A 21,051-nucleotide genomic window follows, 5' to 3' on the forward strand; every position below is an offset into this window, starting at 1 on the left:
ACCTTTCCTAGAAGACCGGGATGTAGAGGACGACGGCGAGCGCCAGGGCGATCGCGCCGAGCAGGACGGGAGAGCGGTACCAGGCGGTGTCCCCGGCCAGCACGTCCGCCTTGAGGTCGATGCCGCCCGTGCCGTAGACGAGGCCGCGCAGGTCCTCGACGCGCTTCGGGGTGGTGAGCGGGGTGAGGATCGCCGCGACCACGGCCACCGTGGCGAAGGCGAGCCCGGCGCCCCAGAAGCTCTCCTCCAGGTCGGAGTTGAAGTGGATCACCCCGACCCGGTAGAGCAGGTACGTCCCGACCGCCACCACGGTGCCCGACAGCAGGGACCAGAACCCCGCGAGCGGGGTCATCCGCTTCCAGAACATGCCGATGATGAAGGTGCCGAAGAGCGGAGCGTTGAACACCGAGAACAGGGCCTGGATGTAGTTCATGATGTTGCTGAACCCGGCCGCGATGAACGCCGTGCCGATGCCGATCACGACGGCCGCGATGGTCGCGTACCGGCCGATCCGGATGTAGTAGTCGTCCGGCCGGTCGCGGCGGACGTACGCCTGCCAGATGTCGTACGTGAAGACGGTGTTGAAGCCGCTCACGTTGGCCGCCATGCCGGCCATGAACGAGGCCACCAGGCCGGTGACCGCGACGCCGAGGACCCCGTTGGGCAGCAGGTCGCGCATGAGCAGGGGGATGGCGTTGTTGTAGACCAGGTCGCCCTGGTCGGCGCCGAGCCCCTTCACGGTGATCAGGGCGACCAGACCGGGGATCACGGTCACCGCCGGGATCAGCAGCTTGGGGTACGCGGCGATGATCGGCGTACGCCGGGCCGCGCTCATGTTCTTGGCCGAGAGGGCGCGCTGCACCTCGGCGAAGTTCGTCGTCCAGTAGCCGAAGGAGAGGACGAAGCCGAGGCCGAAGACGATGCCGAACCAGTGCGCCCCGAGCGGGTTGGCCGTGCTGCCCGTGTCCTGCCAGGCGTGCAGCCCCGCCTCGCCGAGCCGCGACTCGCGGACCGCGTCCATCAGCCCGGAGACCCCGCCGACCTTCACCAGGCCGATGACGGTGATCGGCACGAGGCCGGCGAGGATGACGAAGAACTGGAGCACCTCGTTGTAGATCGCGCCGGAGAGACCGCCGATGGTGATGTAGACCAGCACGATCGCCGCGCCGACGATGATCGCGACCCAGAGCGGCCAGCCGAGCAGCGCCTGCATGATCAGCGCGAGCGCGTACAGGTTGACCCCGGCGATCAGCACCTGGGCGACCGCGAAGCTGATCGCGTTCAACAGGTGGGTGGGGCGGTTGAACCGCAGGCGCAGGTACTCGGGCACGCTGCGGACCTTCGAGCCGTAGTAGAAGGGCATCATGACGATGCCGAGGAAGACCATGGCCGGCACCGCGCCGATCCAGTAGTAGTGGACCGTCATGATGCCGTACTGGGCGCCGTTGGCGGCCATCCCGATGATCTCCAGGGCGCCGAGGTTGGCCGAGACGAAGGCCAGACCGGTCACCCAGGCGGGCAGCGAGCGGCCGGAGAGGAAGAAGTCGACGCTGGTGCGGATCGCCCGCCGGGCGGCGAAGCCCACCCCGAGCACCGTGACGAAGTAGAGCGCCAGGAGGACGTAGTCCAGGGCGTTCATGTTGAGCCGAAGTCCGCCGCCGTCCATCCGCGTCACCTTTCGCCCGACGGTCGCTCTTGCGGGCGGCGTATTACCCCTGCCGTCAAATTCCACGCCTGTCCCGGATGTCCCCTTCCTGCCGGCCCGCACACGAGGGCGCCCCGGCCGGTACCGGCCGGGGCGCCCGACGGCGGAGGCGGGAAGGGTCAGCGACCGAGCACCCGGTCCAGGAAGTCCCGGTACCGGCGTACCGCCATCCGCAGCTCCTCCGTGTCCGCGGAGCCGCCCTGCTGCCACCCGCCGAGGGTGCGCCGCTGCGCCTCCAGCGCGGCGGCCAGCGCCTCGATGGCCTCCTCGACGAGGGCCTCGGCCTCACCGGCCGCCGCCCGCGGGTCGTCGACGAAGCGCAGCTGGACGTCCCGCCAGCGGTCCCGGAATCCCTGCGCCGTCACCGAGTCGAAGAGGCTCGCCGGCTCGGCGGCCACGGTCGAGCCGGCCGGCCGGGCCGTCCCGGCCGTCGCGAGGGAACCGGACGTCGCGGTGGCGGAGGACGACACGCTCGCCGCCCCGCGCGTGCCGGCTACGGCCGGATCGGCGTCCGGGGAGACCGCGTCCGGGTCGACCATCCGTGGTGCCGGGCTGCCGTAGCCGGCGGTGTCGGCCAGGCCCGCGTCGGGATCGCCACCGGACCGGGTCAGGTCCGCCCGGCGCTGGTCGCCGCCCTCGGTCACCCCGGGCGGCACGACGGTACGCGTCGTCGACTCGTCCGTCGACGTGGGCGCGGACCCGGCGGCCGCGGCGGTGACCGAGGTGCCCCGGCCGTGCAGCTCGGCTGTCGGATCGGCCCGCAGGCCCTCACGCTCGCCCTCCTCGGCGCCGTCGCCGGGGCGGGCCGTTCCCTCGTCCCGGGCGTCCGGCTCGTCCTCCGGCCTCGGGCTGGCGAGGGCGGACGCCGCGACGGCGCTGCCCACCGAGGGAGCGCCCAGCGCGGTCGGCAGCGGCGCCGGCTCGTGGAAACCCCCCTCGTCGGCGTCGCGCTGCGCCGCTCGGGCGACCCGGGTGTCGTCGTCGACGTCGCGCCGCCGGCTGTCGTCGACGACGGGGTCGTCGAAGGTGCCCCGGTCGTCCAGCGCGTCCTCCGGCACCTCCGTCCGACCGCTGCGGTCCCCGGCGGGAGGCACCGGCACCGGGTCGGACCGGACGGCCTCGGGGTGGTCGTTGCTCACCTGCTGCTTCTCCTGGCGCATCGGGTGCCTCCTCAGCGGTTGGTGGCGTCGTGGGACTGCCGACGGTGGTCCGGGTGCTCGTGCTCCGGCTCGTCCTGCGCCGGGTGCCGGTCCTGCTCGGGCCGTCGCTGGGCGGGCGGCCGTGGCGCCACCGGCTCCGCGCCGAGCAGGTCGGCGAAGAGCGCCCGGTAGTGCACGACCGCCTGTCGCAGCTCCTCCGTACCGGCCTCACCGCGCTCGTTGCGGAGGTGGATCTCGTGCGCGTCCCGGTAGTGGGTCAGGGTGCGCGCGTGCTCGACGGAGAGGTGGGCCATCTGGTCGGAGACGTCACCGGTGGGGTAGCCACGCTCGGCGACCAGTCGGGTGACCAGTTCGTGCGCGTCCGTGACGGCCCCGGCGGGGGAGTCGACGAAGCGCACCTGGAGTTCCTCCCAGGCGGCGGCGTACCGGGCCCGGGACTTGGGGTCGAGGGGGGTCAGGGTCAGTTCGGCGTGGCGGCGTTCCCGGTCCCGCAGCTCCCGCTCCGCGGCGGCGCGACTGTCGTGCTCGGCGACCACCCGGTCGTACTCGGGGCCGAACCGGTCCCGCAGCGAGCGGCGGCGGGCCAGCGTCCAGGCGGCGGCGGCCAGCGCGACGACCACCAGCACCGCGACGACGATGACGACTATCTGCGTGGGCGACATGGCTCCTCCTTCGTCACCCGCTATTTCCTCGACTCACTGATCGCCAATCCCGATTCGTGGCACTTTCCTGGGCGATCGCCCCCGGCCCGGGCGGTTCGACGCGTACGCGCGACCGTCGGCCTCCCGCCGCGCTGCCGGGCCGCCCTCTCCCCGGGCGCTCCGCGTCCGGTCCGGCCCACCTCCGCGTGGTTCCGCCCGGGCCGTCGCCGCCGGCCCCGTCCGGGCGATTCCGCCCGCCCCTCGGCCACGGTCGCGGGACACCGTCCCCGGAAACTTGACGCGTTCCAGACAACGTGCTCGGGTGGGGTGGTGCCGACCGACTCCGTGGCCCACCGAACGGCGCCAGCCCGGCTCCACATCGGAGCGTCGTGGTGACCGCAACGGGCGGTAGTGCATCGGGCGGGGATTACGTATCCTGCCCAAGGCGCCCGTGCCGGTGCCCGGCGCCAGGTGCCGGGAGGCTGCCCGGTGGGAGCGCTGCCCGGCCGTCGCCGGCGCCCCTCCTGTCACACCCTCCGGGCGAGGTCCGATGAACACGCGCGACTGGCCGATCCGCTCGAAGCTGACGGCGCTGGTCGTCGTGCCGGTGACGGCGCTGCTGGCTCTCTGGATCTTCGCGACCACGCTCACCTTCGGACCGGCCCTCGACCTGTTGGCCGCCCGCACCTTCCTCTACGACCTCGGCCGCCCCGGCGAGGCGGTCGTCGCCGAGTTGCAGCGGGAGCGCCGCCTGACCGTCGTGCAGCTCGCCGGCACCGCCCCGCTGCCCGCCCTCGCCGACCAGCGGCAGCGGACCGACCAGGCGATCGCCGAGCTGCGCCGTCGGGTCTCGGGCGAGGAGCTGCGCGACGCGGCCGACGCCTCGCTACGAGCGCGGATCGACCAACTCGTCACCGCGCTGGAGGCGTTGCCCGCCGGCCGCGGATTCATCGACCAGCGGAAGCTGGACCGGGCGGGCGCCCTCGGCCTCTACAACGGAATGATCGGCTCGTCGTTCCAGGCCTTCACCGCCATGGCGGCGCTGCCCGAGCCGGACCTCAACCGGGAGGCCCGTGCGCTGACCGCGCTCGGCCGGTCCCGGGAGCTGCTGGGGCAGGCGGACGCCCTGCTGGCCGGTGCGGTGACCAGCGGGCGCTTCGCCGCCGGGGAGCACGCCCGGTTCGTGCAGATCATCGGCAACCAGCGGTTCCTCGTCGAGGACGCGGTGGCCGAGCTGCCACCGGGTGACCGCGCCGCATACCAGCGGCTGACCGAGCAGGCGGCGTTCACGCGGCTGCGCGTGATGCAGGACGACCTGGTCGCCGCGGACGGTCGGCGGCAGCCGCCGGTGGACCCCGCGGCCTGGCAGGCCGACTACGACGAGGTCCAGCGGCAGCTGCGCGACTTCGAGCTGGCGGCGGCCGACGGGCTCGCCGACCGGTCGGTGCCGACCGCCGTGCGGATCCTCGTCCGGCTCGCCGCCGCCGGTGTGCTCGGGCTGGTCGCCGTGGTCGTGTCCGTGCTGGTCGCGGTGCGGGTGGGCCGTACCCTGGCCGTCCGGCTCAGCGGCGTACGGACCGCCGCCCTGGAACTCGCCGAGCAGCGGCTGCCCGACGTGGTGGCCCGGCTGCGCCGTGGGGAGCAGGTCGACGTGGCCCGGGAGGCGCCGCCCCTGGAGTACGGCGACGACGAGATCGGCCAGGTGGGGCGCGCGTTCAACGAGGTGCAGCGGACGGCGGTCCAGGCAGCGGTGGACGAGGTCACCCTGCGGCGGGGCCTCAACGAGGTCTTCCTGAACATCGCCCGGCGCAGCCAGGGCCTCGTGCACCGGCAGCTCGCCCTGCTCGACCGGATGGAGCGGGGCACCGAGGACCCGGACGAGTTGGCCGAGCTGTTCCAGGTGGACCACCTGGCCACCCGGCTGCGTCGGCACGCCGAGGACCTGGTGATCCTGGCCGGCGCGGCTCCCGGCCGCGGTTGGCGCAACCCCGTGGCGATCGTCGACCTGATCCGTGGCGCGATCTCCGAGGTCGAGGCGTACGACCGCGTGCACATCGGCGACGTGCAACCGGCCGGCGTGCTCGGGCGGGCTGTCGGTGACGTGATCCACCTGCTCGCGGAGCTGATCGAGAACGCCACCGCGTTCTCTCCGCCGGCGACCCGGGTGACCATCGTCGGGCAGCGGGTCGCCAACGGGTACGCGGTGGAGGTGACCGACCGCGGCCTGGGCATGTCCGACGCGGCCCTGGAGGACGCCAACCGGCGGCTCTCCCGGTCACCCGAGTTCGACCCCGCCGAGAGCGCCCGGCTCGGCCTGTTCGTGGTGGCCCGGCTCGCCGCACGGCACGCGGTCCGGGTGAGCCTGCGGCGGTCCGAGGCGGGCGGGATCACCGCCGTGGTGCTCGTACCGTCTGATCTGATCACCGACGAGCCGGCGCCGGCCCTCGGCGACCTCGTCGGGCGCGGCCCGGGGCGGCCCGCGCGGCGCGTCACCGCCGAGGCCCGGCGGGCGTCGGTGCCGCGGCCCCGGGTCGCGGCCAACCACCGCACCGCGACGGACGGTCCCGCGACACCCGCCCGGCCCGCGCCGACCGCCCCGCCCGCCGGGCAACGGGCCCCGTCGGTTCCGTCCGACCCGGCGGCCCCCGTCGCCGCGGGGGACCTCGACGGCCTGCCCCGGCGGGTACGCCGGTCCACGCCGTCCGCCCGCACCCGGCACGCGGTGGACGACACGCCGACCCCGCGCGCCCCCGAGGAGGTGCGCCGGCTGATGTCGGCGCTCCAGGCCGGCACGGCCCGGGGACGGCGTGCCGCCGAGGAGGCGCGCACGACGGCCGCCGACTCCCCGTCGGCCGACGCCCGGGAGGCACGCCCCGCGCCGACCGACTCCTCGCCGGCCGACGCCCGAGAAGCGCTCCCCGCGCTCGGCGACGCCGCGCCGCACCCCGGGACGGCCGGCCCGGGGCAGGTACGCAGGCCGCCGTCCACCGACGCCGACCGGGCCGGCCCCACCGGTGCGACCGGCGTCGACCCGGCTCCGCCGTCCGACGCCCCGGCGGCCGATCGACCGACCGAGACTGAGAGGGACGCCTAGTGCAGCAATCGACGAAGCAGAGCGCCGATCTCGACTGGCTGCTCGACGAACTGGTGCAACGCGTGCCGGCCGCCCGTCAGGCGGTGGTGCTGTCGGCGGACGGGCTGCTGCTCGGGGCCTCCGCCGACCTCGACCGGTCGGACGCCGAGCACCTGTGCGCGCTGGCCGCCGGCTTCGCCAGCCTGGCCCGCGGCGCGAGCCGGCACGTCGACGGCGGGCCGGTGCGGCAGACCGTGGTGGAGATGGAGTCGGCGTACCTCTTCGTCACGGCGGCCGGCCAGGGCGCCTGCCTCGCCGTGGTGAGCGAGGCGGACGCGGACATCGGCCTGGTGGCGTACGAGATGGCGATGCTGGTCATCCGGGTCGGCGACTACCTGACCGCGCCGGCCCGGCCGACGGCGGGTGCGGTCGATGCCGAGTGAAGCGCCGGGCCCTCGACACGAGTGGCTGGACGACGACGCGGGCCCCGTCGTCCGCCCGTACACCCTGACCGGCGGTCGGGTGCGTTCCGCAGCCGACGGGTTCGACCTGGTGGCGTTCGTGCTGGCCGGTCCGGAGGCGGACGCCAGCGACCCCCGCCTCGCGCCGGAGCACCGCCGCCTGGTCGAGCTGACCCATCGGCCGGTCCCGGTGGCCGAGCTCGCCGCCGAGCTGGACCTCGCGGTCGGCGTCGTCCGGGTGTTGCTCGGCGACCTGCTCACGCGCGGCCTGGTCGCGGTGCACGAGCCGCCGGCCGCCGCGTCCCTTCCCGACGACGACATCCTCAAGGCGGTGGTCAGTGGACTCCGTGCGCTATGACCGGACCGGCCCCGGCACCCGGGTCCCGCTGGCTCTGAAGATCCTCATCGCGGGCGGTTTCGGCGCCGGCAAGACGACCCTGGTCAGCGCGTTGAGCGAGGTCCGGCCGTTGCAGACCGAGGAGATCCTGACCGGCGCGGGAGTCGACACCGACGACCTCTCCGGCGTGGAGGGCAAGTCCACCACCACCGTCGCGATGGACTTCGGCCGGATCACCATCAACGACGACCTCCAGCTCTACCTCTTCGGCACGCCCGGGCAGGACCGCTTCTGGTTCCTCTGGGACGAGCTGGCCTTCGGGGCGCTCGGCGCCGTGGTCCTCGCCGACACCCGGCGGCTCGCGGGCTGCTTCCCCTCGATCGACTACTTCGAGCAGCGGGGCATCCCGTTCGTGGTGGGCGTCAACTGCTTCGACGGCGCTCGTCGCTTCGATCTGGAGACGGTACGCCGAGCGCTCGACCTCGACCCGGAGGTGCCGCTGGTGCTCTGTGACGCGCGGGACCGGCAGTCCGGGAAGCTGGCGCTGATCGCCCTGGTGGAGCACGTGGCCCGGCAGCGGGGCGAACCGGTCCCGGCGGCCTGACCGCCGCCCGCCTCGCGGCGGGAAATCCCATCCGGGTGGCGGCGGGAGACGCCTCTGGTTGGATCTGTCGGAGGAACCGGCGAAGGGTGGGAAGCGTGAACGGGCACGTCGAGGTCGTCCACATCGGGTGCTACACGGCGGAGAGCGGCGGACGCGGGACGGGCATCCTCGCCGCGCGACGCGACCCGTCGTCCGGGGCGTTGACGGTGCTGGGCGGCGTCGCGCCCACCGCCTCGCCGTCCTTCCTCGCGCGGCATCCGAGGTTGCCCGTGCTCTACGCGGTCAACGAGCTGCCGGACGGGGAGGTGAGCGCCTGGCGCACCGGGCCCGACGGTGAGCTGACGCCCCTCGCCACCCGAGCCACCGGCGGCGGCGAGCCGTGTCACCTGGCCGTCCTCCCCGGCGGCGCGCACCTCGTCGCCGCCAACTACGGCACCGGCAGCGTGGCGGTGTTCCCGCTCGACTCCCGCGGCGTGCCCGGTGAGCGCAGCGACCTGGTGGCGCACGAGGGGCACGGTCCGGACCGGGAGCGCCAGGAGCGGGCACACGCGCACATGGTCTCCCCGGACCCGGCGGGCGGCCCGCTGCTCGCGGTCGACCTCGGTACCGACTCGGTCTACCGGTACGACCTCGACGCCGCCACGGGTCGGCTGGTTCCCCGCGCCCCGCGGGTGCGCACGCACGCCGGGACGGGCCCCCGCCACCTGGCCCGGCACCCGGACGGGCGGCGGTGCTACCTGGTGGGCGAGCTGGACGCGACCGTCACCGCGTACGAGCTGACCGACGGGGCGCTGCACGAACGCGCCCGGGTCGAGGCGAGCGGGCGCCCGGGCCACGTCCAGCCGTCGGAGGTCGCGGTGCGCCCGGACGGACGCTTCCTCTACGTCGCCAACCGGGGCATCGGCACGCTCGCCGTCTTCGACCTGCGCGAGGAGCGGCCGGACCTGGTCGCCGAGGTGGACACCGGAGGTGAGTGGCCCCGACACTTCGCGCTGATCGGCGAGCACCTCTACGTCGCCGACGAGCGGGCCGACATGATCCGGGTCTTCCAGGTCGACCGGTCCACCGGTGTGCCCTCGGCGGTCGGCGAGCCGGTGCCGGTGTCGAGCCCGACCTGCGTGATTCCCTGAACGATCCCTCATTTCCAGCCACGCCACGGGGCCGTATCGTCACTCTCCGTCTCTAAACGACGATCAACTGTTTCTCCTCCGTAACTTTCGTCCGAACGGTTATGGCAGTCCCGTGAACGGGTACGCAAGATGGTCTTCGTGTCTGCAGGCCGCCATCGCATGCGTTCGAAGATTCCCGGAGCTGCCGCCGCCGCATCGGCGACGGCGCTCGTCGTCGTGGCGGCGGGCGCCTGGTTCGGTTACCGAGAGTTGATCGAGCCGTCCTGTTCGGGTCAGATCCAGCTCTCCGTGGCAGTGGCCCCGGAACTCGCCCCCGCGGTGGACGCGTCCGCCTCCCAGTGGGTCAAGGACGGCGCGGCCGTCGGCGGCACCTGCATCGCGGTCAACGTCAGCGCCACCGACCCCATGGACGTGGCGGCCGTGGTCGCCGCCAAGCACGGCGCGGTCCTGGCCGGTGTGGGGCAGGCCAGCGGCACGGCCGTCGCGCCCGACGTCTGGATCCCCGACTCGTCCACCTGGCTGCTGCGGCTGAAGAAGGAGGCGACGGCGTTCGCGCCCGCCAACGGCGCGTCGATCGCGCGCAGCCCGGTGGTCGTCGCGGCACCCGAGCCGATCGCCACCCGTCTCGGCTGGCCGAACGCGAAGCTCACCTGGGGTGACCTGCTCAAGCAGGTGAACAGCAGCAAGCCGCTGCGTACCGGCATCGTCGAGCCCACCCGCGACGCCGCGGGCCTCTCCGGGCTGCTGTCGCTGACCACCGCGGCGAGCGCGGCGGGCGGTGGCGCCCAGGCGCAGACCGTCGGGGCGCTGCGGGCGCTCGCGACCGGCCGCTCCGCCCTGCGCAACGACCTGCTCGCCCGCTTCCCGACCTCGAAGGACCCGACCGCGATCGCGAGCGGCCTCGGTGCGGCGGCGCTGTCCGAAGAGGACGTGATCGAGTACAACAACAAGAAGCCGCCGGTCCCGCTGGCCGCCCTCTACCTGACCGACCCGGAGCCGGTGGCGCTGGACTACCCGTTCGCGGTGCTGCCGGGCATCGAGCCGGACAAGGCCGCCGCGGCGGGTGTGCTCTACGAACTGCTCACCACCCCGGGCTTCCGCGACCGGCTCGCGGCCCAGGCGCTCCGCGCGCCCGACGGAAACTGGGGCGACGGGTTCAAGGCGCCGCAGGGCGCGCCCAGCCCGGCCGGCGGGCCGTCGAACCCACCGAGCGGCGGCGGTACGGCGGCCGGTGGCCTCGACGCGGACGCCATCGACCGGGTCGTCTCCAGCTGGTCCATCGCCACCCAGACGGGTCGGATGCTCGCCGTCATCGACGTCTCCGGTTCGATGAAGGAAGAGGTGCCCGCCGCGAACAACCGCACCCGCGAGGAGGTCACGGTCGAGGCGGCCCGCCGCGGCCTCGGTCTCTTCGACGACACGTGGTCGATCGGCCTCTGGACCTTCTCCACCAACCTCGTCGGCAGCCGTGACTACCGGGAGCTCGTCGCCATCGGCCCGCTCTCCAGCAACCGCGGCAAGCTCGAGTCGGCGCTCAGCGGGATCCGCCCGTCGAACGGCAACACCGGCCTCTACGACACCATCCTCGCGGCGTACCAGACGGTGCAGGACGAGTGGCAGCAGGGCCGGGTCAACTCGGTGGTGCTCTTCACCGACGGTGAGAACGAGGACGCTAACGGCATCAGCCAGGCGAAGCTGCTGTCGGAGCTGAAGCGGGTCGCGGACCCGGAGCGGCCGGTGCAGGTCATCCTGATCGGTATCGGTGACAAGGTCAGCGAGGCGGAGCTGAAGTCGATCACGGCGGTGACCGGCGGTGGCAGCTTCGTCGCCAAGAACCCGACCGAGATCGGTGGCATCTTCCTGAAGGCCATCGCGCTGCGGCCCCCGGCGCCGCGCTGACCGACCGGACAGTCGGTGGGGCCCGCCGTGCCACGGCATCCGGTACGACGGGCCCCTTCCCCGCACGCGGGCCGTCGGGAAAAGTGACGGCAATACGTCGCAAGTAAATCGGTGGCCATAGTTGTCGGGCAGGATGTCGAGGTGCCCCGCATCGTCGGCCGCCGCCCGGCCGATGTGGACCGGGGCCGTCCTGAGCGAGGTGGGAGGGCTGGTGACCTCGGCTACGCTGTTGACCCCCGCCAGGACGTCGTCGACGCCGGAGGGCGCCCGGTCCGGGGCTTTGGGCCGCACCGACGAGCGGGCCTACATCCGCGTTCTCGTCGTACTGGACAGCGTCGTCCTGACCGTGGCGCTGCTCGTGGGTTACCTCGCCCGCTTCGGCGACGAGGTGCCGAGTGGCTCGAAGATCCCGTACGTGCTCGTGGCCCCGGGGCTGGTGCTGGCCTGGCTGGTGTCGCTCAAGGCGCTCGGCTGCTACGACGACCGGGTCATCGGCTACGGCGCGGACGAGTACCGCCGGGTGAGCAGCGCGTGCCTGCGCCTGGCCGGCGGCATCGCCATCGTCGGCTACGTGGCCGACGTGGGCGTCTCCCGTGGCTTCCTCGCCATCTCCTTCGCGGTCGGCACGCTCGGTCTCGAGGTGGCGCGGTTCGCCGCCCGCAAGCGGCTGCACCGCGCCCGTTCGCGGGGCGGCGGGTGGTCCCGCAAGGTGCTCGTGGTCGGCGACACGGCTCACGTGCTGGAGCTGGTGCAGACCCTGCGCCGCGAGCCGTACGCCGGCTACCACGTGGTCGGGGCGTGCATCCCGGACGCGCTGCTCGCCCCCGTGCCGCAGCGGTTGGGCGACGTACCCGTGGTCGGGTCGTTCCGCGGCATCCCGGAGGCGGCCAGCGCCATCGGCGCCGACACCGTGGCCGTCACCGCCTCGGGCGAGTTGACCGCGGCGCGGCTGCGCCGGCTCGGTTGGCAGCTGGAGGGCAGCGGGGTCGACCTCGTCGTCGCGCCGGCGCTGACCGACGTCGCCGGCCCCCGCATCCACACCCGTCCGGTCGCCGGCCTGCCGCTGATCCACGTGGAGGCACCCGAGTTCCGGGGCACCCGCAAGCTGGTGAAGGGCCTGGTCGACCGCTCCGCCGCCGTGATCGCGCTGACGCTGCTGCTGCCGGTGCTGGCGGTCATCGCGCTGGCCATCCGGTTGGACAGTCGGGGCCCGGTGCTGTTCCGCCAGGTGCGGGTCGGCCAGGGCGGGCGCGAGTTCGGGGTGTGGAAGTTCCGCACGATGGTGGTCAACGCCGACGCGCTCCTGGCCGAGCTGGCCGCCCGCAACGAGACCGACGGCCTGATGTTCAAGATGCGCGACGACCCGCGGGTGACCCGGATCGGGCGGCTGCTGCGCAAATGGTCGCTGGACGAGCTGCCGCAGCTGGTGAACGTGCTGCTCGGGCAGATGAGCCTGGTCGGCCCGCGCCCGCCGCTGCCCTCCGAGGTCGCCCGCTACGACGGCGACGTGGCCCGGCGGCTGCTCGTCAAGCCCGGCATGACCGGGCTGTGGCAGGTCAGCGGCCGGTCCGACCTGAGCTGGGAGGACGGCATCCGGCTCGACCTCTACTACGTGGAGAACTGGTCGCTCGCCGCCGATCTCACCATCCTCTGGAAGACCTTCGGCGCGGTGGTCAACGGCCGCGGGGCGTACTGAGCGGTCGGGCTACGGCTGCGGGCCCGTCCAGTCCAGGCAGACCACGACGGCGTCGTCGACCAGGTCGCCGGAGACGAACGCGCGCAGGTCGCCGAGGAGCGACCGGACGGCGTCCAGCGGCTCCATCGGGCCGGTGCGGCGCAGGAAGCGGTCCAGGGCCGTCTCGCCGTACCGCGCCTGTCTCCCCGCCGCCTCGATCACGCCGTCACTGACCACGAAGAGCCGCTCACCGCGGTGCAGCTGGAACCGCTGCTCGTGGTAGTCGGTCGCCTCGAACATGCCGAGCGGGAACTGCGCCTCCAGCCGCTGCTCGGTGACCTGGCCGTCGCGCACCCGAACCAGCCGCGGGGAGCCGGCGTCGACGGCGGTCATCACCCCACTGGCGAGGTCCAGCTCCATCAGCAGGGCGGAGAGGTGGCGTTCGCCCCGGTGCAGGTCGTAGATCGCCTGGTCGGCGAGCGCGGCCTGGTCGGCCAGGGAGAGTCCGGCACGGCGGGCGTTGCGCAGGGCGCTGGTGGCCAGCGCGGTGAGCATCGACGCCGAGACGCCCTCACCCATGCCGTTGACGGTCGAGAGCCAGACCCGATCCCCGTCGTCGGACCAGTCGAAGCTGTCGCCGCGCACGGCGTACGCCGGCTCCAACTGCCCGGCCAGGCTGAAGGCGGGGCGGGTGCGGCTGCGGCCCGGCAGCAGCTCCCACTGCATCTCGGCGGCCAGGGTCAGCCGCCGGCTGCGCCGGGCGGCCCGGTAGACGTCGGTGCCGGCGGCGACCGCCGCCAGCTCGTGGGCCAGCGCGGTCGCGATCGCCGTCAGCTCGTCGCGCACGGCCGGGTCGTCCGGCACCGGGGTCAGGCGGAGGACGCCTCGCCGCTCGCCGCGCATGCTCACCGGGACGTAGGCCGTGGCACCGTCCTGCACCGGCTCCTGGTGGTCGAAGCAGCGCCAGGCCGGGTGGCCGGGAGCGGTGACCCCCTCGCCCTCGCCGAGCGGCAGCAGGACCGCCAGCCGGTAGTCGACCTGGAGGAGCTCGGTGGCCCGCACCCCGTACGCCTCGGTCACGACGTCGGCGACCGCGTCGACGAGCCGGTCGGCGGGAGTGCCGACGAGGGCGGCTCGTGCCCGGTTGACCGGTTCGCTCATCCCGCTCCTCACTCAACGCCTCGACCTACCGCTTTCGCGGAGTACTCTCGGGCCACCATGGCCGAACTGCACGGTCCGTCGGACCCCGAGACGAGTATCGCCGCCGCCCTCGACGCGGCGGCGGGTGCCCTGCTCACCGTGTGGGAGGCGGCGCGGGAGCGGACGACCAGCCGGGTCTCCGGCGCCCAGTTGCGCGCCGTGATGGTGGTCGAGCAGCACGACGGCATCAACCTGCGCCGGCTGGCCAGCCGGCTCGACATGCTGCTCAGCTCGGCCAGCCGGCTCTGCGACCGACTCGTGGCGGCCGGCATGCTGGAGCGCGAGCCGGGCCGCCTCGACCGGCGGGAGATCTCGCTGCACCTCACGCCGGAGGCTCGTGGGCTCCTCGCCGAGCTGCGCGAGGACCGGCGGGCGAAGCTCGCCCACATCCTCTCCGGGATGACCGCGGAGGGGCGGGAGGCGCTGTTGCGCGGTATGCGCGAGTTCGACGAGACCGCCCGGCGCCAGGAGGCCGAGTCCGCACCGGTGGAGCCGGTGCCGGTCCGTGCCGAGGAGCTGGGCGCGACGCTGCCCGCCACGCGGGACTGGTCGGACGGGCAGGTGGCCCGCACGGCCTGATCCGCCGCCGCGACCGCTCGACCCGCACGGCCGCGACGCGCCCCGACCGCTCGGCCCGGTCCGTCCCGTCGGCCCCGACCGCTCGGCCTGGTCCGTCGGCCGCGATCGGTCAGCCCGCGCGGGCGAGCCAGCCGGCCGGCCAGCCGATGATCCGCCGGACCACCGAGCCCGCCGCACCGACGGCGGCGGCGTCCGCGCCGAGCGTCGCCGACCGTACGGTGACCGGGGACCAGGCCGCCGTGAGCACCCGGTCGGAGATCTCCGCGAGCACCGGTGGTCGTAGCCAGGGCGTGAGCGGGGCGTAGCCGCCACCGAGCACCACGGTGTCCAGGTCGAGCAGGTTCACCACGGCCGCGACGGCCACGCCGAGGGCGCGGCCGGCCTCCTCCAGCGCGCGCAGCGCCGCCGTCGAGCCGGCCTCGGCCAGTTCGGCCAGCCGGGTGGCGGCGGTGTCCGCCGGCAGGTCGGCCCCGGCCAGGCCGGCGGCGGCCAGGATGGCCTCCTGGCCGGCGTACTGCTCCAGGCAGCCGTGGCCGCCGCAGCGGCACGGACGCCCCTCCGCACGGACGGGGATGTGGCCGATCTCGCCGCTCCATCCGCGCGCGCCCCGGAAGAGGGCGCCGTCCAGCACGATGCCCGCGCCGATGCCCACCTCGCCGGAGATGTGCAGGAAGCTGGCCGGCCCGCCGGGGCCGGCGTGCAGTTCGCCGAGCGCGGCCAGGTTGGCCTCGTTGTCGACCACGATCGGGGGTACGCCGTCGACCCGCTCGGTCAGTGGCGGGTGGCCGGCCAACAGCGCCGGCACCGCGACGTCCCGCCAGCCCAGGTTGGGCGCCAGCCGTACGGTCCCGGCGTCGTCCACGAGACCGGGTACGCCGAGCGCCGCCCCGGCCAGGGTGAGACCCTGCGCCGCGGCGTCGGCGCGGGCCCGGTCGGCCAGCTCGACGAGCCGGCTCAGCGCGTCCGGGGGAGAGAGCGGCCGCAGGTCGGCCCGGTGCACGGTGTGGTGCCGCACCCGGCCCGCCAGGTCCACCACGCAGGCCGCCAGGTAGTCGACGTTGATCTCCAGACCCAGCCCGGCCGGCCCGTTGCCGGCCAGCACCAACCCACGGGCCGGTCGTCCGGCGCCGGAGCGCGGCGCCGGTTCGGCCTCGGTCACCAGCCGGCCGGTCATCAGATCCTCCACGACCGCCGAGACGGTGGCGCGCGTGAGACCGGTCTCGGCCGCGAGGTCGGCCCGGGACGGCGGGCGGCCGGCGGTGGCGATCCGGCCGAGCACCACGGCGAGGTTGAGCTCCCGCAGGCTGCCCTGGCGGACGGCCCCGACGGGACCGGTGGTAGTCGTCACCCCTTGACGGTGCCACAGGTCAGCCTAATAATTCAATCGCTGAACAAATAGCCGACCCCACCCCCCGGAGGCTGCCATGGCACCCCGTCCCACCCCCGCCGACAAGTTCTCCTTCGGGCTCTGGACCGTGGGCTGGCAGGCCCGGGACCCGTTCGGTGACGCCACCCGACCCGCCCTGGACGCGGTCGAGGCCGTGCACCGGCTCGCCGAGCTGGGCGCGTACGGCATCACGTTCCACGACGACGACCTGATCCCGTTCGGTGCCGACGCCGCCACCCGCGACCAGCACATCGCCCGGTTCCGCAAGGCGCTCGACGAGACCGGCCTGGTGGTGCCGATGGTCACCACCAACCTCTTCACGCACCCCGTCTTCAAGGACGGTGGCTTCACGAGCAACGACCGCGACGTCCGCCGTTACGCGCTGCGCAAGGTGCTGCGCAACGTCGACCTCGCCGCCGAGCTGGGCGCCCGCACCTTCGTGATGTGGGGCGGTCGGGAGGGCTCCGAGTACGACGTGGCCAAGGACGTGCGCGCGGCGCTGGAGCGCTACCGCGAGGCCGTCGACCTGCTCACGCAGTACGTTCTCGACCGCGGCTACGACCTGCGCTTCGCGCTCGAGCCGAAGCCGAACGAGCCGCGCGGCGACATCCTGCTGCCCACGGTCGGGCACGCCCTGGCCTTCATCTCGAGCCTGGAGCACCCGGAGCTGGTGGGCCTGAACCCGGAGGTCGGCCACGAGCAGATGGCCGGGCTCAACTACGCCCACGGCATCGCCCAGGCGCTCTGGCAGGGCAAGCTGTTCCACCTCGACCTCAACGGGCAGCGCGGCATCAAGTACGACCAGGACCTGGTCTTCGGCCACGGCGACCTGCTCAACGCGTTCGCCCTGGTCGACCTGCTGGAGAACGGTGGTCCGGAGGGTGGGCCCGCGTACGACGGCCCCCGGCACTTCGACTACAAGCCCTCCCGCACCGAGGACTTCAGCGGTGTGTGGGCCTCGGCCGAGGCGAACATGCGCACCTACCTGCTGTTGAAGGAGCGGGCCGCGGCGTTCCGCGCCGACCCGGAGGTCGCCGAGGCGCTGGCCGCCAGCAAGGTCGCCGAGCTGGCCGTCCCCACCCTGGGCGACGGGGAGAGCTACGCCGACCTGCTGAACGACCGCTCCGCCTTCGAGGAGTTCGACGTGGACGCGGTGGCGGCGCGGGGCTTCGGCTTCGTCCGGCTCAACCAGCTCGCCGTCGAGCACCTGCTCGGCGCGCGCTGAGGCGGTCGCGATGCCGCTCGTGGCGGGGGTGGACTCGTCCACCCAGTCGTGCAAGGTCGTGATCCGGGACGCGGAGACCGGCGCCCTGGTCCGCCAGGGCCGGGCTCCGCACCCGGACGGCACCGAGGTCGACCCGGCCGCCTGGTGGACGGCGCTTCGGGCGGCGATCGACGCCGCCGGTGGGCTCGCCGACGTGGCGGCCGTGTCGATCGGCGGGCAGCAGCACGGCATGGTCGCTCTGGACGAGGCCGGCCAGGTGGTCCGGCCCGCGCTGCTGTGGAACGACACCCGGTCGGCCGGCGCCGCCGCCGACCTGGTGGCCGAGGCCGGTGGCGGCGAGGCCGGTGGCCGGTTCTGGGCCGACGCCGTGGGGACCGTTCCGGTGGCCAGCCTCACCGTCACCAAGCTGCGGTGGCTGGCCCGGCACGAGCCGGAGCGCGCCGCCCGGGTGGCCGCGGTCTGCCTGCCGCACGACTGGCTCACCTGGCGGCTGGCCGGTGCGCCGGGCCTCGCGGCCCTGCGCACCGACCGCGGCGACGCCAGCGGCACCGGCTACTGGTCGCCGGCGACCGGGGAGTACCGGCTCGACCTCCTGGAGCGGGCCGTCGGGCGCCGCCTGGAGGTGCCCACGGTGCTCGGCCCGGCCGACGTGGCCGGCGAGCTGGACCCGGGCGCCCTGGCGACCGAGGGGGTGTCGCGGGGCGTGCTGCTCGGCCCGGGCACGGGCGACAACGCGGCCGCGGCGCTCGGCGTGGGCGCCGGCCCCGGTGACGTCGTCGTCTCGGTCGGCACGTCCGGCACGGTCTTCAGCGTCGCCGAGCGGCCGTCGGCCGACCCCACCGGCATCGTGGCCGGCTTCGCCGACGCGACGGGCCGGTTCCTGCCGCTGGTCTGCACGCTCAACGCCGCGCGGGTGCTCGACGCCGCCGCGGCGATGCTCCGGGTCGGCCTGGACGAGCTGGCCGACCTGGCGCTCGCCGCGCCGGCCGGGGCGGACGGCCTGGTGATGGTGCCGTACCTGGAGGGGGAGCGGACTCCCAACCTGCCCACCGCCACCGGGTCGGTGCACGGGCTGACCCTGCGCACCTCGACCCCGGCCCACCTGGCCCGGGCGGCCGTGGAGGGCATGCTCTCCGCGCTCGCCGACGGCCTGGACGCCCTCGTCGCCCAGGGCGCCGAGGTCCGCCGGGTGATCCTGGTGGGCGGCGCGGCTCGTTCGGTCGCCGTACGGCGGATCGCGCCACAGGTCTTCGGCTGCCCGGTGGTCGTGCCGCCGCCCGGCGAGTACGTCGCCGACGGGGCGGCCCGCCAGGCCGCCTGGGTGGCGCTGGGTGGCGACGCGCCGCCCGTCTGGAGCCTCGACGGCACCGAGGAGTACACCGCCGAGCCGGTCCCCGCGATCCGGGAGCGGTACGCCGCGGCGCGGGAACGGCACCTCGACCGGATCGACGCGTCCGACGACGCGGACTGACCTCGCGGCCGGGACGGGTGGCGGCGTACCGCGCGCCGTCACCCGCCCGTGACCTTGGGCTGCTTGGCTTCCGCACATGACCTTGCGGGGTGGTACAGCGCGCGCCTGGGGCGGGACGGCGGCGCACCGCGGCTACAGCGTGGTGGTCTTCGTGCTGCTCGCCTCGCTGGACAACGTGGCGATCGGGCTGGTCCCGCCGCTGTACGGCCCGATCGCCGACGCGTTCGACGTCCCGCAGCGCCTGCTCGGGGTGGTCACCGCGGCGAGCTTCCTCGTCAGCGCGGCGGCCGCCGTGGGGTGGGCGTACGTGGGGGACCGGACCGACCGCAAGCGACTGCTCATGGTCGGCACGCTGATCTGGGCGGCCGGTACCGGCGGCAGCGCCGCCGCCGGGAACTACCCGACCTTCCTCGCCGCGCAGGTCGTCGCGGCGATCGGCCTCGGCGCCGTCGGCTCGGTCGGCTTCTCCGTGGTCACCGACCTGATCTCACCCCGTCGTCGCGGTCTGGTGATGAGCTTCTGGGGGCTCTCCCAGGGCGTCGGCACGCTGGCCGGGACGCTGGTCGCCGGCCTGCTGGGCAGCGTCGACTGGCGTCGCCCCTTCCTGGTGCTGGCCGTCGTGGGTCTGGTCGCGACGGTGGCCTACCTGTTCACGTACGACATCCGTCGCGGGCAGAGCGAGCCGGACCTGGCCGACGCGCTCGCGGCGGGCGCGGACTACGACTACCGGATCAGCCGGGCCGACCTGCCGCGGATCCTGGCGCGGCGGACCAACCGGTGGCTGATCCTGCAGGGGCTGACCGCGCAGGCCGCCTTCGGCTCGCTCGTCTGGCTGCCGGTGCTCTTCGCCGAGCGGGCGGAGGACCAGGGCTACTCGACCCCCACCGCGGTGCTGGTGGGCAGCGTCTTCGCCACCCTGTTCCAGCTCGGTGGGGTGTTCTCCATCGTGGGCGGGCTCGTCGGCGACGCGGTGCAGCGGCGTACGCCCCGAGGGCGCGGCCTCGTCGCGGCCGTGGGCATCCTCGCGGCGGTGCCGTTCTACCTGGTGCTCTTCTTCGTGCCGATGCGGATCGACGTGCCGGACGGCGCGGGCTCCGGTGCGGTGGTCGGGGCCGTCCTGGCCAGTGTGGTCACCGAGCCGACCGTCGGGCTCAGCCTGCTGACGGCGCTGTTCGCGCTCGCGTTGACCTCGGCGAACTCGCCGAACTGGTTCGCTCTGATCGCCGACGTCAACCCGCCGGAGCACCGGGGCACGGTCTACAGCCTGGGTAACCTCGTCAACGGTGTGGGCCGGGCGGCCGGCAACGCGCTGGTCGGCGTCGCCTTCCAGGCGTTGCGGGCGGCGTTCCCGCCGCCGCTGAACTACGCGGTCGGGCTGGCAGCCTTCCAGCTCTTCTTCGTCCCGACCGGTGTCATGTACTGGCTCGCGGCGCGCAGCTCCCCGGCCGACATCGCGGCGGTGCGCGGGCTGCTGCACGAGCGTGCGGAGGCGGTACGCGGGCAGGCCCGGTAATGCGGTTGACACCGCGTCGTGCCGCCCTGCAGGATCGATCGGCGCGCACGTCGGCGCGTCCCCTCACCGAAGGAATGAAGGCCATGGTCACGGCGAGCCGAAGCGGCCGCCGGGTGCACGGCGAAGCCTGACCGCGCGGACGGTCGGCCTCGCGCATCGCCCTTCCCGAAGCGGCCCACATCGTGTTTCACCGGCAGCTTCCCCAGAAGGTTGAGTTGATCATGGACAACATCGTCCAGAACTCCGTCGTCGCCCTGCTCACCCGACGCCCCGAGGTCGTCGAGGTCGGTCCGTTCGTCATCGGCTGGGATCCGACGACGGACAACCCGAACATCAACTACGCCACACCGCGGCCCGACGCCGCGATCACCGGCCCGGACGTCGACGCGCTCGTCGCGGCGTTCCGCGACATCGGCCGGACCCCACGCCTGGAGTACGTCACGGCCTGCGCACCCGACCTGGAGGCGCGCCTGCTCGCCGCCGGGTTCACGGTGGAGGCACGCCACGACTACCTCGTCTGCTCGCCCGGCACACTGGTCGTCCCGGCGCCGCCCGACGGGGTCGAACTCGCCGTGCCGGCGACGGACCCCGAGCGCGCGGGGGTCGTCGCCGCGCAGAACGAGGCGTTCGGCGGTGAGGCGGTGGCGACCGCGGCGGAGGTGGCGCGGCTGCGCCGACAACAGGACATGGGTGCGCCGGTGATGCTGGCGCGTACCGCCGACGGCCGGTGCGTCGGGGGCGGGCAGGCGTCGGTGCCCGGCGCGGGGGTGAGCGAGGTCGCCGGCATCGCCGTGCGTCCCGCCCACCGCCGTCGGGGCATCGCGGGCGCGCTGACCGCCGCGATCACCGGGCGGGTCTTCGCCGCCGGCGGCGGGCACGCCTGGCTGGAGGCCTCCGGCCCGGGCTCCTGGCGGGTGTACGAGCGGGTCGGCTACCGCCCGGTGGGCAAGCGGCTCTACATCGGACTCACCTGACACGGTGGGGGCTCCGG

17 protein-coding genes are annotated in these 21,051 nt (G+C 74.2%); 12 read left to right on the forward strand and 5 right to left on the reverse strand.

Features of this window, described 5'->3' with window-relative positions; all coding sequences use genetic code 11:
• Positions 1-7: 7 nt before the first annotated feature.
• From SM573_RS11175 to SM573_RS11185, 3 genes are all read right to left on the reverse strand, one after another.
• Positions 8-1,666, reverse strand: a complete 1,659-nt coding sequence (locus SM573_RS11175) for a sodium:solute symporter family protein (protein ID WP_474614332.1) — start codon at positions 1,664-1,666, stop codon at positions 8-10.
• A 158-nt stretch (positions 1,667-1,824) separates the two neighbouring features.
• The gene (locus tag SM573_RS11180) at positions 1,825-2,865 is read right to left on the reverse strand and encodes a hypothetical protein (protein WP_474614331.1); all 1,041 of its coding nucleotides are present in this window, start codon (positions 2,863-2,865) and stop codon (positions 1,825-1,827) included.
• Between the two features lie 11 nt (positions 2,866-2,876).
• Entirely contained in the window at positions 2,877-3,527 is a 651-nt protein-coding gene (locus tag SM573_RS11185; RefSeq protein ID WP_474614330.1) for a hypothetical protein, read from the reverse strand.
• A gap of 529 nt (positions 3,528-4,056) precedes the next feature.
• Between SM573_RS11185 and SM573_RS11190 the strand changes: the two genes are divergently transcribed.
• From SM573_RS11190 to SM573_RS11220, 7 genes are all read left to right on the forward strand, one after another.
• The gene (locus SM573_RS11190; RefSeq protein ID WP_474614329.1) at positions 4,057-6,600 is read left to right on the forward strand and encodes a sensor histidine kinase; all 2,544 of its coding nucleotides are present in this window, start codon (positions 4,057-4,059) and stop codon (positions 6,598-6,600) included.
• A complete protein-coding gene (locus SM573_RS11195) occupies positions 6,600-7,022 on the forward strand; it encodes a roadblock/LC7 domain-containing protein (protein ID WP_474616006.1) in 423 nt (140 codons plus the stop codon). The genes SM573_RS11190 and SM573_RS11195 overlap by 1 nt, the downstream gene beginning before the upstream one ends.
• Positions 7,012-7,398: a DUF742 domain-containing protein gene (locus SM573_RS11200; protein WP_474614327.1), complete on the forward strand. Its 387-nt coding sequence runs from the start codon at positions 7,012-7,014 to the stop codon at positions 7,396-7,398. Before SM573_RS11195 ends, SM573_RS11200 begins: the two co-directional genes overlap by 11 nt.
• Complete coding sequence (locus tag SM573_RS11205) at positions 7,379-7,981, forward strand: GTP-binding protein (RefSeq protein WP_474614326.1); 603 nt, start codon at positions 7,379-7,381, stop codon at positions 7,979-7,981. Before SM573_RS11200 ends, SM573_RS11205 begins: the two co-directional genes overlap by 20 nt.
• Positions 7,982-8,067: 86 nt before the next feature.
• Positions 8,068-9,111 carry a lactonase family protein gene (locus SM573_RS11210; RefSeq protein WP_474616007.1) on the forward strand — a complete coding sequence of 348 codons (1,044 nt, stop codon included), beginning with the start codon at positions 8,068-8,070 and terminating at the stop codon, positions 9,109-9,111.
• 138 nt (positions 9,112-9,249) lie between these two features.
• Positions 9,250-11,010 (forward strand): VWA domain-containing protein, encoded by a 1,761-nt coding sequence (locus SM573_RS11215; RefSeq protein WP_474614324.1) that lies wholly within the window; start codon positions 9,250-9,252, stop codon positions 11,008-11,010.
• A gap of 211 nt (positions 11,011-11,221) precedes the next feature.
• Positions 11,222-12,706: a sugar transferase gene (locus SM573_RS11220; RefSeq protein WP_474614323.1), complete on the forward strand. Its 1,485-nt coding sequence runs from the start codon at positions 11,222-11,224 to the stop codon at positions 12,704-12,706.
• 9 nt (positions 12,707-12,715) lie between these two features.
• Here the strand turns inward: SM573_RS11220 and SM573_RS11225 are convergent, their stop codons facing one another.
• A complete protein-coding gene (locus SM573_RS11225; protein WP_474614322.1) occupies positions 12,716-13,846 on the reverse strand; it encodes a PP2C family protein-serine/threonine phosphatase in 1,131 nt (376 codons plus the stop codon).
• 57 nt (positions 13,847-13,903) lie between these two features.
• Here SM573_RS11225 and SM573_RS11230 point away from each other — a divergent pair, with 57 nt between their 5' ends.
• Complete coding sequence (locus tag SM573_RS11230) at positions 13,904-14,464, forward strand: MarR family winged helix-turn-helix transcriptional regulator (RefSeq protein ID WP_474614321.1); 561 nt, start codon at positions 13,904-13,906, stop codon at positions 14,462-14,464.
• A gap of 109 nt (positions 14,465-14,573) precedes the next feature.
• Here the strand turns inward: SM573_RS11230 and SM573_RS11235 are convergent, their stop codons facing one another.
• Entirely contained in the window at positions 14,574-15,812 is a 1,239-nt protein-coding gene (locus SM573_RS11235) for an ROK family protein (protein ID WP_474616008.1), read from the reverse strand.
• Positions 15,813-15,888: 76 nt separating this feature from the next.
• On the opposite strand from SM573_RS11235, the gene xylA reads away from it, so the two are divergent.
• The 4 genes from xylA (at position 15,889) to SM573_RS11255 (ending at position 21,034) form a co-directional block, all read left to right on the forward strand.
• On the forward strand, positions 15,889-17,076 hold the full coding sequence (xylA, locus tag SM573_RS11240; RefSeq protein WP_474616009.1) for a xylose isomerase: 1,188 nt from the start codon (positions 15,889-15,891) through the stop codon (positions 17,074-17,076).
• A 10-nt stretch (positions 17,077-17,086) separates the two neighbouring features.
• Entirely contained in the window at positions 17,087-18,547 is a 1,461-nt protein-coding gene (xylB, locus tag SM573_RS11245) for a xylulokinase (RefSeq protein WP_474614318.1), read from the forward strand.
• 76 nt (positions 18,548-18,623) lie between these two features.
• Positions 18,624-20,060, forward strand: a complete 1,437-nt coding sequence (locus tag SM573_RS11250) for an MFS transporter (RefSeq protein WP_474614317.1) — start codon at positions 18,624-18,626, stop codon at positions 20,058-20,060.
• 221 nt (positions 20,061-20,281) lie between these two features.
• Positions 20,282-21,034: a GNAT family N-acetyltransferase gene (locus SM573_RS11255; protein WP_474614316.1), complete on the forward strand. Its 753-nt coding sequence runs from the start codon at positions 20,282-20,284 to the stop codon at positions 21,032-21,034.
• Positions 21,035-21,051: the final 17 nt, after the last annotated feature.

The sequence above is a fragment of the Micromonospora xinjiangensis genome, from assembly GCF_056150165.1.

Coding starts and splice junctions, on each gene's coding strand:
- SM573_RS11175 (WP_474614332.1), bottom strand. CDS start 1,666: ATGGACGGCGGCGGACTTCGGCTCAACATGAACGCCCTGGACTACGTC.
- SM573_RS11180 (WP_474614331.1), bottom strand. CDS start 2,865: ATGCGCCAGGAGAAGCAGCAGGTGAGCAACGACCACCCCGAGGCCGTC.
- SM573_RS11185 (WP_474614330.1), bottom strand. CDS start 3,527: ATGTCGCCCACGCAGATAGTCGTCATCGTCGTCGCGGTGCTGGTGGTC.
- SM573_RS11190 (WP_474614329.1), top strand. CDS start 4,057: ATGAACACGCGCGACTGGCCGATCCGCTCGAAGCTGACGGCGCTGGTC.
- SM573_RS11200 (WP_474614327.1), top strand. CDS start 7,012: ATGCCGAGTGAAGCGCCGGGCCCTCGACACGAGTGGCTGGACGACGAC.
- SM573_RS11225 (WP_474614322.1), bottom strand. CDS start 13,846: ATGAGCGAACCGGTCAACCGGGCACGAGCCGCCCTCGTCGGCACTCCC.
- SM573_RS11230 (WP_474614321.1), top strand. CDS start 13,904: ATGGCCGAACTGCACGGTCCGTCGGACCCCGAGACGAGTATCGCCGCC.
- xylA (WP_474616009.1), top strand. CDS start 15,889: ATGGCACCCCGTCCCACCCCCGCCGACAAGTTCTCCTTCGGGCTCTGG.
- xylB (WP_474614318.1), top strand. CDS start 17,087: ATGCCGCTCGTGGCGGGGGTGGACTCGTCCACCCAGTCGTGCAAGGTC.
- SM573_RS11250 (WP_474614317.1), top strand. CDS start 18,624: ATGACCTTGCGGGGTGGTACAGCGCGCGCCTGGGGCGGGACGGCGGCG.
- SM573_RS11255 (WP_474614316.1), top strand. CDS start 20,282: ATGGACAACATCGTCCAGAACTCCGTCGTCGCCCTGCTCACCCGACGC.